At 30.1% G+C, this 12394-nt stretch carries 13 protein-coding genes and 1 pseudogene; 6 read left to right on the top strand and 8 right to left on the bottom strand.

Annotation, left to right across the window (positions count from 1 at the left end; genetic code table 11):
* Positions 1–19: 19 nt before the first annotated feature.
* The 3 genes and pseudogenes from FBF22_RS07990 to FBF22_RS08570 form a co-directional block, all read right to left on the bottom strand.
* Positions 20–559: an iron transporter gene (locus tag FBF22_RS07990; RefSeq protein ID WP_002778842.1), complete on the bottom strand. Its 540-nt coding sequence runs from the start codon at positions 557–559 to the stop codon at positions 20–22.
* Complete coding sequence (locus FBF22_RS07985; protein ID WP_165433229.1) at positions 556–2646, bottom strand: FTR1 family protein; 2091 nt, start codon at positions 2644–2646, stop codon at positions 556–558. The genes FBF22_RS07990 and FBF22_RS07985 overlap by 4 nt, the downstream gene beginning before the upstream one ends.
* Before the next feature lie 351 nt (positions 2647–2997).
* Positions 2998–3200, bottom strand: a pseudogene (locus FBF22_RS08570) (hypothetical protein).
* A 322-nt stretch (positions 3201–3522) separates the two neighbouring features.
* Here FBF22_RS08570 and FBF22_RS07975 point away from each other — a divergent pair.
* The 6 genes from FBF22_RS07975 (at position 3523) to map (ending at position 8142) form a co-directional block, all read left to right on the top strand.
* On the top strand, positions 3523–3705 hold the full coding sequence (locus FBF22_RS07975) for a YjfB family protein (RefSeq protein WP_002787583.1): 183 nt from the start codon (positions 3523–3525) through the stop codon (positions 3703–3705).
* 142 nt (positions 3706–3847) lie between these two features.
* On the top strand, positions 3848–4996 hold the full coding sequence (gene nhaA, locus FBF22_RS07970; RefSeq protein ID WP_002799206.1) for a Na+/H+ antiporter NhaA: 1149 nt from the start codon (positions 3848–3850) through the stop codon (positions 4994–4996).
* Positions 4993–6162, top strand: a complete 1170-nt coding sequence (gene nhaA, locus FBF22_RS07965) for a Na+/H+ antiporter NhaA (protein ID WP_002868282.1) — start codon at positions 4993–4995, stop codon at positions 6160–6162. Before nhaA (FBF22_RS07970) ends, nhaA (FBF22_RS07965) begins: the two co-directional genes overlap by 4 nt.
* A gap of 8 nt (positions 6163–6170) precedes the next feature.
* Positions 6171–6629: a C40 family peptidase gene (locus tag FBF22_RS07960; RefSeq protein ID WP_002826385.1), complete on the top strand. Its 459-nt coding sequence runs from the start codon at positions 6171–6173 to the stop codon at positions 6627–6629.
* Between the two features lies 1 nt (position 6630).
* Positions 6631–7374: a glutamate racemase gene (gene murI / locus FBF22_RS07955; protein ID WP_002868283.1), complete on the top strand. Its 744-nt coding sequence runs from the start codon at positions 6631–6633 to the stop codon at positions 7372–7374.
* Positions 7375–7383: 9 nt separating this feature from the next.
* The gene (gene map / locus FBF22_RS07950) at positions 7384–8142 is read left to right on the top strand and encodes a type I methionyl aminopeptidase (RefSeq protein WP_002858980.1); all 759 of its coding nucleotides are present in this window, start codon (positions 7384–7386) and stop codon (positions 8140–8142) included.
* Between the two features lie 370 nt (positions 8143–8512).
* Here map and FBF22_RS07945 read toward each other — a convergent pair whose 3' ends face one another.
* The 5 genes from FBF22_RS07945 to FBF22_RS07925 are packed head-to-tail and all read right to left on the bottom strand — an operon-like array spanning position 8513 to position 12393.
* On the bottom strand, positions 8513–9013 hold the full coding sequence (locus FBF22_RS07945) for a flagellar FLiS export co-chaperone (protein WP_002851413.1): 501 nt from the start codon (positions 9011–9013) through the stop codon (positions 8513–8515).
* A gap of 55 nt (positions 9014–9068) precedes the next feature.
* Entirely contained in the window at positions 9069–9668 is a 600-nt protein-coding gene (locus FBF22_RS07940; protein WP_057096983.1) for an ABC-type transport auxiliary lipoprotein family protein, read from the bottom strand.
* Positions 9668–10558, bottom strand: coding sequence for an MlaD family protein (locus tag FBF22_RS07935; RefSeq protein WP_165433228.1), 891 nt, complete (start codon positions 10556–10558; stop codon positions 9668–9670). The genes FBF22_RS07940 and FBF22_RS07935 overlap by 1 nt, the downstream gene beginning before the upstream one ends.
* 2 nt (positions 10559–10560) lie before the next feature.
* Positions 10561–11283 carry an ATP-binding cassette domain-containing protein gene (locus tag FBF22_RS07930; RefSeq protein WP_052777724.1) on the bottom strand — a complete coding sequence of 241 codons (723 nt, stop codon included), beginning with the start codon at positions 11281–11283 and terminating at the stop codon, positions 10561–10563.
* Positions 11284–12393, bottom strand: coding sequence for an ABC transporter permease (locus tag FBF22_RS07925; protein WP_002885439.1), 1110 nt, complete (start codon positions 12391–12393; stop codon positions 11284–11286).
* Between the last annotated feature and the right edge of the window lies 1 nt (position 12394).

Below are 12394 nucleotides of genomic sequence, written 5' to 3'. Positions count from 1 at the left end.
GGAAAATCCGAGCGTAAAATTATTTTGGCGTGCCTGTGTATTTGAATTTATAATCTACTTTAAAAGGTTCAAACCACTTACCCACACCTGTTTCTTCATCAACATGGCGTCCAAAACCTTGTTTTTCTGGATTTGAGATATAAAAAGTAAGTTCATAATTTCCTACGCCAAAGCCACCTTTTTTATCTTTTTCCATAGCAATATTTGCACCATAGTGAGGACCATCATCAGCCACCATAGGCATCAAAGTTCCACGTTTAATTGCACCTGTGTCGGTATTTTTAAGTTCATAAGCTATAGTTAAATAAGGCATCCAAAAACCTTCTGGAAAACCATTTGGATTGTTTTTAAGTGCGTGAATGTCAGCTTCTAGGTGAATATCTGCTAAAGATGCAGCTAAATCAATACCTCTTGGCTCCATTTCAATAGGTTGTAAATAAACAGCGGCTATTTCCATGCCATTAAGTTCTTTTGGATCGCCGATCGGCACTTCGCCTGCAAATAAATTTGTACTAATAACCGCAGCTGCAGCAACTACTGATAAAACTTTTTTTATCATGATTTTACTCCTTTTTTTGAAATTTGTTTTGTTATTAAAATGCCAATAATTAGCATAATTAAAACTATAAATTGAGGGATTAAAGTTTCATAGTAAGGATAAATTCCAAGCCATAAAATCGGTTCAAAATTCATAGGTATAAGACTAGGAATGATGACTTTTCCTTCTATGAGTTCGGCTATGCCTTTGCCTGTAAAAACAAAAACCATGTAAAAAATAATGTAAGAAGTGATATAGAAAAATTGTTTTACAGGTATGCGAATGGCTCCTGCTTTTAAAAGAAAATATAAAACAATAAGTATTAAAATTCCAAGTCCAAGTCCGCCAAAAACAGCACCAAAATCAGTGCTTGTTTTAGCATCAAAAAGCAAGGCTTGATAAAAAAGCACAGTTTCTGCACCTTCTCTATAAACAGCTAAAAATACGGTAATCCAAAGGGTTTTTGCACTATTGTTTGATATAGCATCTATAGCACCTTGTTTGATAAAGCTTGTCCATTTTTTATTTTGTGCGTTTGAAAGTAGCCAAAAGCCCACATAAAAGAGTAGTAATACGGCTATAAGCATGGTAATACCCTCTATAAGCTCTCTACTTTGTCCTGCATTTTCTTTAAATAGCCAAGAAACTCCAAAAGCGGTAACAAAACTTAAAATTACTCCTGTAAAAAGAGCACTATAGGCGATATTTAAACGATTTTTGTTGCCACTTTGCACAAGATAAGAAACAATGGCTACAATGATAATCAAAGCTTCCAAGCCTTCACGCAAAATAATACCTAAAGCCCATATAAACAGCGAATAAGGAGTAGAATCTTGAATTTTATCCACACTGCTTGCTATGAGTTGTTCTAAGTCATTAAAAGTAGCTTCAAGCTCTTTTTTATCTGCACTTGCTTTAATCAGTGCCACGCCTTTGGAAAATAAACTTTCTATTTTAAGTTTTAAGCCGCTATCTACAGCACCGATTTTATTTTCCATACCGCTTGCTTCAAAAATATCTAGATAAATTCCTTGTAAATCATCTACTATAGAAGCACTAAAGCCATCATAATTTTTTAAAATTCCATCTAAAGCAAGTTTGATATCATTAGAAACTTTGGCATAATCTTTGCCTTTTGTTTCATCATTAAAGCCTGAAATTTGCAAACTTGAAAGTTCTGAATTTGGAATTTGTAAGAAAACATCAAAAATTTGTTCTTCTATGTTATCTAAGCCATCTCTTAAGCCTTTTTCATCTATTTTTGCATCGTTGATTTGGCGTATAAGGGTGCGTATGGCTTGTTGAATTTTTTGATCGTTTCCTGCTTTGGTAAATTTATTTACTAAAATTTCTACTTTGGTATTGCGATAATCACTAAATAAGGCATCATTTAAAAAATCTTTACTAGTTTGGTAGTTTTTTTCTTTAAAAGCATTAGCTGCCTGTGAAAATTTGGTAGAGATATTATCTAGTATAAATTGCAATCTTGCGTCCATTGCAGCGGCAGCTTGTAAATCAGCGCTTGCATTATCATCTGTAAGTTTGCTTGTATCATTATTTACAGGTATAGGAGCTTGGGTGGTTAAAGAGCTTTGTGCTAAATTTTTTTTATCTACACCCATCATTTGTGCGATTAAAGCTTCTGCATCAGCTTCGCGTTTGGCATTGGCTTCTAGGCTTGATTTTTCAGCTTTAGCCTTATCATAGTTTATATCGCTTGCTTCTGCTTTTAAACGATATCCATTTTGTAAAATCGGAGCTACTTCATCAAGATCATAATAAAGACTATCAATTAAAGCATTAATTTGTGTTAAAGGAGCTTCATCTTTATACATGCGACGCAAATTTACAAATTTACGTTCCATAGTGATAGCTTTTCTTCCTATGTTTCTTCCTATTGAGCCTTCCATATTTTCAAAATGTTGAAAATACGCATCTTCGCTAAGCTTTTTGGCGCCTAGATTATCGCCCTTTTTATAAGTTTCTATGCTTTGTTTTAGCATATCTTTGATAAGATTTGCTTCATTAATATAATCATCTACCCTAGCAAAAGCTGAGCTTGATAAAAAAATACCTATAATTAAAAATATAATTTTAAAAATTTTCATTATCATTACCCTTGATTTTTGATAAAAATAATATTTATTATCAAAATAAATAATGGCTAGTATAATACTAAAAATCTTAAATAGAACTAAAAAATAAGCTTTTATGTTGATAATATTTTTTTATTAAATTATAAAATGTATTTTAATAAATATTTAAATATATTTTATTTTTGTGATTTAATATGGGTTGTTTTTAAGTATCGCAAGGTCTTCTTCTAAGCTATGGACTTTGGGATATTGTTTTTATGTTTTTTAATTTTTCCTTTTTTCGATGTTTTAAAAGCTTAATAAAAATCAAAAAATCATTTATTGCGTATTCTTTAAGGAGATATAGCTATAGTATATTTTAGACTAAGCAGATATATCCAAAAGTTTATCTTTTTTATTGGTATTTGTGTTTGTAGAATTGCTATTGTCTTTATTTGCTTCTTCTTTCTCAGCCTTAGCTTCTACTTTTTCTTTTTTTCTTGAAATTTTAAAGTTGAAGTTATGCTAATTCTTTTGCTTTCAAAATTTGTATCTATTATCCCCCTGCAAGGCGTGTTAAGTAACATTAGCAAGCTCCTGATTTCTCATTTAAAATTATAATTTTAGATTATATTAAAAATTGTATAAAATAAGATAAAACTTAAATTTATTGAAATAAATTTTTATCCATTTAATTCGCTTTTAAAAGCATCAATCATTTATATTTTGCTTATTGTTTCATAGTGTAAAAATTTTTAAAATAGGATTTTATCTTAAAAAATTTATGATTTTTAATTTCAGATATTGGTTCCCTTGAAAAATTTTAAAAAGTTTAGTAAAAAATATTAAGTTTTAAAAATATCATCCGATTTAAATAAAGTCTTAAGACTCAATCTAAAAGGAGGATGTATGGTTTCAGATGTTTCTATGGGTAATGTTAATTTAATGACTGCTGTTAATACTTCAGTTTTGAAAAAATCTATGGACACAAACGAGGCATTGATGAATGAACTCATCGAAGGTATGGAAGGTGTCTCTCAAGCCTCCGCTCCACAAGCGTCTAGCTCTAGTGGTTTGGATATTTACGCTTAAATATCTTAAGAACAAGCTTAAGAACTTTTTGGTATCTTGGGCTTGTTTTTTTAAATAATTATTTCTTTAGTATTTTTTCGTTATAATTTTACCATTTTATTTATCGTATTAAATTTTTACAAATATTTACTTAGGAGCAAGGATGCAAATGATAAAGAAGATGGTTTTAAGTGAAACTTTCCCTGGTATTTTGCTTATATTTTTTACATTTTTAGCTTTATTATGTAAAAATTCTTCTTTAAGTGTTATTTATACAGATTTTTTTCATGCTAATTTTACAGTAGGATTTGATCATTTTCAAATTTCAAAATCGTTGGATTTATGGATAAATGATGGTTTGATAGCTATATTTTTTCTATGTATAGGGCTTGAGTTAAAATATGAAATTTTACGTGGGCAACTTAAAAATATAAGAGCTGTATCTTTACCTATATTTGGAGCTTTAGGGGGTATGATTACTCCGGCTTTAATTTTTATTGCTATTAATTATTCTCATGATTTTGCTATGAAAGGTTGGGCAATACCTACAGCAACTGATATAGCTTTTGCAGTGGGTATTTTAATGCTTTTGGGAAATAAAATTCCTACAAGTTTAAAACTTTTTTTACTCTCTTTAGCTATTTTTGATGATTTGGGTGCTATTGTTATTATTGCTTTGTTTTATACAGATCAGCTTTCAGCTTTAGCAATTATTATTTGTTTGTTTTGTATATTTGCTCTGCTTTTGTTAAATTATTATCACATCACCCATCTTTCTTTGTACGTGTTGGTAGGTGTTGTGTTGTGGATAGCTATGCTTAAAAGTGGAGTGCATGCAACTTTGGCTGGTGTGATCATTTCTTTGTTTATACCTCTTGATACAAAAAATAAAAAACCTTATTTACATGAAGTTCTTAAGGATTTAAATCCTTGGGTAGTTTATTTTATTTTACCTTTATTTGCTTTTGCCAATGCTGGAATTGATATTAGAGATATGCATCTTGGTTCAGTATTTTCTCCTGTAAGTCTTGGGATTATTTTAGGACTATTTTTAGGAAAACAATTAGGTGTTTTCACTTTTTGTTTTATTGCTATCAAACTTAAACTTGCAAAATTACCTGAAAATATTAAATATGGAAAATTTTATGGTATATGTATTTTAACAGGCATCGGTTTTACGATGAGCTTGTTTATTGATGGTTTGGCTTATAAAAATAGTGATATTTTTGAATATGCGGATAAACTTGCTATTTTAGTAGCTAGTTTTTTAAGTGCCATTGTTGGTTTTATTTATCTTAAGATTGTTAAATGAATAATATAGTACATAAATTAAAAACTTTAGTTTTAAATGAGGCTTTTGGCGGCGTTTTACTTATAGTTTGTACTTTGCTTGCTTTGCTTGTGCAAAATGGATCTTTTAGCGAACATTATCGAGAATTTCTAAATTTAAAAGTCGGATTTAGTGTAGGTGAATTTGAGCTTAATAAGCCTTTTTTACTTTGGATAAATGATGGGCTTATATCTATATTTTTCTTTGCTATAGGGCTTGAGCTTAAGAAGGAATTTTTGCACGGGGATTTTAAAAATCCTAAAAATATTGTTTTACCTTTTATGGCTGCTTTAGGCGGTATACTTATACCTGCGATGTTGTTTGCTTTGGTAAATATAGGAGATGCTTATACTTTAAAAGGTTGGGCTATACCTACAGCCACAGATACAGCGTTTGCCTTAGCGATTTTAATGATGTGTGGCAAGCACATTCCATCAAGTTTAAAAATTTTCTTACTTTCTTTGGCTATTTTTGATGATGTGGGTGCTATTTTAATTATAGCTATTTTTTATACGACAAAATTATCAATAGTTGCTTTTGTCGTTGCAGGACTTGCTATTTTGGTAATGCTTATTTTAAATCTTTTAGGGATAACAAGAAAGTCTTTTTATTTTATTTGCTCAGTTATTCTTTGGATTAGTGTTTTAAAAAGTGGAGTACATGCAACTTTAGCTGGAATTGTAACAGCATTTTTTATACCGATGCAAACTAAAAATGGGGAAGCATTTTTAGAAGAAATTTATGAAAGCTTAAAATTTTGGATTGCTTTTATTATTTTACCTTTATTTGCTTTTGCTAACGCTGGAGTAAATTTATCCAATATCGATATAGGAGCAATTTTTTCAGGTGTAAGTATAGGTATTTTCTTAGGGCTTTTTGTGGGTAAACAAGTGGGTGTATTTTTATTTTCTTATTTGGCAATCCGCTTTAAATTTGCAGCTTTGCCCCAAGGTTCAAATTTGAAACAACTTTATGGGGTTTGCATACTTACAGGAATTGGTTTTACAATGAGTTTGTTTATTGATGGATTGGCGTATGAAGTTAGTGATATTTTTAATTATGCAGATAACTTAGCTATTCTTATAGCCTCATTTTGTTCTGGGATTTGGGGTTTTATTTATCTTAAATTCTTTACTACTCGATCTTAAGGGGATTGATGAGGCATATTTTTTTTATTATTACGATTATATTTTTTATAAGTGGATGTAGTTTTTATCAGAATCTAAACTATCGTCCTAGTTACAACACAAATAAAGAAGCAAGGCTCAAGGTTATTGCAAATGAATGGAAAAAAACCCCTTATGTTTTAGGTGGAACTAGTAAAAAAGGTGCTGATTGTTCAGGATTTACACAGAGCGCATTAGCTCAGCTTAATATACGCATACCTCGCACTACAAAAACTCAATTAGGTTCTGGAAGAAAAGTTTCTAAATCAAAATTGCAAACAGGAGATTTGGTATTTTTTAAGACAGGTAGAGGGCCAAATGGTATGCATGTTGGTATTTATATGAGCAAGGGAAAATTTATACATTTATCTACTAAAGGTGGAGTAAAAGAAGTCGAGCTAAATAGTTCTTATTGGAAGGCTCGTTATATAGGAGCAAGAAGGTATTAAAGTGAAAATAGGTGTATTTGATAGCGGAGTAGGGGGGCTTAGCGTTTTAAAATCTCTTTATGAAGCTAGACTTTTTGATGAAATTATCTATTATGGAGATACCGCAAGAGTTCCTTATGGAGTAAAAGATAAAGATACTATTATAAAGTTCTGTCTTGAAGCATTGGAATTTTTTGAACAATTTCAAATTGATATGCTTATCATTGCATGTAATACTGCTAGTGCTTATACTTTAGATGCTTTAAGGACAAAAGCACATTTTCCAGTATATGGTGTAATTGATGCAGGGGTTGAAGCAACGATAAAAGCTTTGCATGATAAAAATAAAGAAATTTTAGTCATTGCAACAAAAGCAACCATTAAATCAGAAGAATACCAAAAGCGTTTATTATCCCAAGGATATACAAATATAAATGCTTTAGCTACAGGGCTTTTTGTGCCTATGGTTGAAGAAGGTATTTTTGAAGGAGATTTTTTGCAAAGTGCTATGGAGTATTATTTTAAAAATATCACAACTCCAGATGCTTTGATACTCGCTTGCACTCATTTCCCTTTACTAGGTCGTTCTTTAAGTAAGTATTTTGGTGATAAAACAAAATTAATTCATTCAGGAGATGCTATAGTTGAATTTCTTAAAGAAAGAGAAAATATAGATTTGAAAAATCATAAAGCAAAATTACATTTTTATGCTTCAAGCGATGTTGAATCTTTAAAAAATACTGCTAAAATTTGGCTAAATTTATAAGGAAATAAAATGATAGAATTGAAAAAACCAGATGAAATAGAAAAATTAAGAATAGCAAATCAAATTGTAGCAAAAACTTTAAATTTTTTAGAGAATGAAATTAAAATAGGAATGAGCTTAAAACAAATCGATAAAATGGCAGAAGATTATATTTTAAGCCTTGGCGCCAAGCCATCATTTAAGGGACTTTATGGTTTTCCAGGTGCCATTTGCACATCTTTAAATCAAGTTTGTATCCATGGAATTCCAGATGATAAAATTATCAAAGAGGGTGATATTTTAGGTCTTGATGTGGGAAGTTTGATTGATGGGTATTATGGGGATGCAGCAAGAACTATTGCTATAGGAGAAGTTTCACCCGCTGATAAAGCTTTAATCTCTTGTGCTAAAGACGCGTTATATCATGCTATAGATATTATTCGTGATGGAATGCGTTTTAAGGAACTTTCAGCTGCTTTAGGCGAATTTATCCATGCAAGAGGTTTTGTCCCGCTTCGTGGATATTGCGGGCATGGTATAGGACGAAAGCCCCATGGAGAGCCTGAAATTTTAAACTATTTAGAAAAAGGTGCGAGTGCAAAAAGTGGCCCTAAAATTAAAAATGGAATGGTGTTTTGCATAGAGCCTATGATATGCCAAAAAGATGGAACACCAAAGCATTATAATGGAAAATGGGATGCTGGAAGTATTGATGGGCTTAATGCGGCTCATTATGAACATTGTGTTGCCGTGATTAATGGGCGTGCTGAAATTCTTTCTATGATATGATATTAAATTATAAAAATAATATTTTTTTCTTAAAATTCTAAAAATTTAAAATTTTTTAAATAATATTGTAGTAATATTCTTTAATAATTTAAGTTACTAAATGATATTTTTATAGCAGATTAAGTGTTTTTAGAATAAAATGTCACATCGTATTAAACTAAAACATAAATATGGTTTAGATAATTTAATAAAAATTGTTAAATTATCTAAATATTTATTTTAGTTTAAAGAGATCTTTTAAGATCTCGTTTGGGTTAGGCTATTTCCCTCCCCCTTTTTATTCGTAGCCTGACTCTCTTTTAGAGTTTGGAAAATCTCTTTAAGCTAAAATATATTATATTTGCTTAAAGAGAACAAACGATTACTATTCTTATTTAAATAAATTTTTAAAATCCATTGTAGAGTTATAAATTCCAGCATTATCCATAGTTTCGCCCATGGTAATTGCAGTTGATAATTCTGATAGAATGATTTTTATTTCATCTCTTTTATCTTGTATATAGGCCAATACACCTTCGTAATTACTTGTTTGAAGAATTAAAAGTGGATTAGCAATTTCAAATTCAAAAAGTTTTTTACCAACATAAACATTGAAAATATTTCCAAAAAGAGCTGTTCCCATGAAAGAGCAGTTTTGTATAAGTTGTGACGCTGTGGCATCAAGAGTTCTTTTTTGCATATCATCTGAATTTTCATCTATTCTTTCTAGAATGCTTTTTTCTATTTTTTTTAAAGACATATCAAGCACTTGAAGTGCTCCTATAAAATCATTTGCATCATTGATTTGAGAGCAAATTTGATTTGCTTTAAATTCATTCACGCCCTGAATTTCACCTAAGTGTTTTTTAAATATATCTAAATCACTTTTCATTGTTTACCTTTCAAAAATATTGCTAAATATTTAAAAAGCAAAAAGTGTTCCTAAATTAGGATAAGTTAGAATTTACCCAAAAAACAATCTCATTGCCAATTTTATTCAAGGCTTTTTGAAAAGCATTATAGGTAGAGCGGATATCTTTTTTTTCTATTTTTTCTTTAGTATTGAAAATTTTATGAGCTATTATTTGATTGTTTTCAAGATTTATGAAATTTACACTTACAGAAATTTGAGCGTAGTTTTCATTGTTGTTAAGAATTTGCTCAAAAGAGTTAATCCTGCTTTCAAGAGCATAATCCGCACTTAAAGAGCTTGTTGAAGAAAGCAAGCTTGTAAAAATATTGCTTTGTTCAAATTTTGATAAAATTAAAAAAGAATAAAGATTGCTTGGCAAATCTCCCCAGAAATAATGTGCGTATTTGTTGCTAAAACCATTATCTATATAAACAATAGCTCGCGAGTTTAAATACAAAGGTGCATTTGTATTGCGAATTTTAAGAATTTTACCGGTTTTTTTAAAAAAAATATTTGAGTCTATTCCTTCGTCTTTTAATATGATATTTTCATTTTTATTGATGGTTTCGTGTCTTAAAGAGCATCCGCATAACATAAAAATAAAAGTCAAAATACAGAATAATTGCTTTAGCATTATTTTTCTCCTGGTCCTAGTTTAGGTTTGGTTTCTTTAAAAATCAAATCAGCAGGGCTGTTTTGTAAATTTTCTATTAGAATATTGCTTTCAATTAAAACTCGTTTAAAAAGTTCTAAATTTTGCATCAAAGATGCTTTAATATCATCATAAGTGTTTAATTTTTCATCAGCTTTTTTTATGAAATTTTTTAAAATCATCGTACTTTCTTTTATGTTTTTAAGACTGGAGTTGAAATTTTGCGCACTAAGGCTTATATTATCAGCCATTTTTCCTATTTTTAAACTTGTGTTTGAAAGATTAAGGCTTAAATTTTTAGAATTAGCGTTTAAATTTGCGCTTAATTCTGCTAGATTTTGCAAAAGGATTTCTAGATTTTTAAGATTTTTTTCGCTTAAAAGCTCTTTTGATTTATCATCGGCCGTTTTAACTAAAGAAAAAATATGTTCACTTTGTCTATCTATGGTTGCTAAAAAACTTTCTTTAAAAGGAATGACTGGAAGTTTTCCCTGTATAGATACTAGATCTTTACTATTTTTACTTCCGCCTTGAAGTTGGATAAATTTAAGTCCTGTGATACCTTGAAGTTGTAAAGTAGCAAAAGTATCTTCTTTTATAGGGGTGTTATTTTTGACCTTGATGCGTATGTTAACGCCGAGTTCATCTTGATTGTAAATGCTGATTTCTTCTACGCTACCTACTTCCACGCCCAAAAGCCTTACGGGTGCTTTTATGCCAAGTCCTGCAACGGATTCTTGTGTGTGAATTTCATAATACTTAAAACTTTCTTCTTTAGAGTATCCCCCAAGCCAAAGTATGAAACCAAGACTTGCAAAAAATACTCCAAAAACAAAAAGTCCTACAAAAAAATAATTTGCTCTATTTTCCACTTTTACTCCATAAATTTTTTAAAAAGTCGTTCATTTTGCAAGCGCAATTCTTCATAAGTACCGCAAAATCCAACTTTTTTATTTTCTAAAATGATAAAGCGATCGAGTAAATTTTTCATACTTTCTTTATCATGTGTAACCAAAATGATATTTAAATCAAAACTTTTTTTTAACTCTAAAACCAAATCGTCAAATTCGCGACTACTATGAGGGTCAAGTCCTGAAGTAGGTTCATCTAAAAAAAGCAATTTACTATCAAGTGCTAAAGCTCTAGCAATTGCCACTCTTTTTTGCATGCCGCCACTAAGTTCACTTGGAAATTGTTTTAAAACACTTTCGTTTAAACCTACCATTTTTAGTTTCATTAAAACCAGTTCTTGTATGCTATTTTCATCTAAATGAGTGTATTCTTTTAAAGGAATAGCGATATTTTCATAAATATTAAAAAAGCTAAAAAGTGCAGCAAATTGAAAAACCACACCCCATTTTTTACGCAAAGCAAGTGCATCTTTTTCGTTGATATTTTTAAGCTTATAGCCTAAAATTTCATATTCTCCACCATCAAAATGTTCAAGCATAAGCATTTGTTTTAAAAGGACAGATTTTCCACTTCCACTACCTCCTAAAATACCAAAAATTTCGTTTTTTTTGATTTCAAAACTTACGCCATCATGGACGATTTTTTCTCCAAATTTTGTAATGATATTTTGCGCTTTAATAACCATTTAAATTCCTGTAGAAGTTAAAATAACGGAGAATAAAGCATCAAAGGCTATCACCCAAAAAATAGCATTTACAACGCTTTTTGTTGTATAAATTCCTATACTTTGTGTAGTGTTTTTTACCTCAAAACCACGAAAACAAGCAATAAGTCCTATCAAAAATCCAAAAATAGGTGCTTTTGCAAGTCCTATAAAGATATGTTTTATATCTACAGCTTCTCTAAAGCGTCTTAAAAATTCGGTAAAAGAAATATCAAGATTTAATTTTGCAACCATCATTCCACCTATAATACTGATTGCATCGCTAATGGCAACGATTAAAGGCATAGCCACTATCAAAGCCATGACACGTGGAATAATAATAAATTCAAAAGAACGAAAACCCATAGTATTCATAGCTGCAATTTCATCAGTAATTTTCATCACTCCAATTTGTGCGGTATAAGAACTTGCACTTCTTCCTGCGATCACTATGGCAGCGATTAAAGGTGCAAGTTCTCTAGTGGCTGAAATTCCCATCAAATCCACTATGAAAATATTGGCTCCAAATTGTGCGAGTTGATAAGCAGCCTGATAGGCTAAAACCACTCCTACTAAAAGAGCAGTTAAAATAACTATAGGTAAGGCTTTAAAAGCAGAATTTTCTATATGATATAAAAAAGCAATAAAGCGAAAATTTTTAGGATTTTTAAGGCATAAAAAAAGACTTGTGAAAAAAGCTCCTGTGAAATTGATGAATTTTCTTAAAATTTTTAAAAGTTCTAAACTTAATTTTCCAAGATCGATAAAGTATTCACTGAAATTTTTATGTGATTTTTTTGTTTTGCTTAGTCTTTGGTAGTTTTTTTCACAAAGTTCAAAAAGGGTTTGAAAGCGTGAATTTAAGCCTTCTTTGGCGATTTTAATATTTTTATCTTTAAGATCATTTTCCAAAGCAAGGAAAAATCTCACTCCAGCGGTATCGATTGCTTTTAGATCTTTAAAATCAAAAATCACTTCCTTGCTTTGGATCAAAGCTAAAAAATCTTTTATTTTTAACTTATAAATGCTTGTTTTATCCCAAATTCCAAAGATAAAAAGAGTGTTATTTTGAAATTTGAAATTTGTATTCATT

It is taken from the genome of Campylobacter sp. CFSAN093260 (assembly GCF_012890095.1).
In the GTDB taxonomy this organism is placed as follows: Bacteria; Campylobacterota; Campylobacteria; order Campylobacterales; family Campylobacteraceae; genus Campylobacter_D; species Campylobacter_D jejuni.
This window is presented reverse-complemented; position numbering and strand designations above follow the sequence as displayed.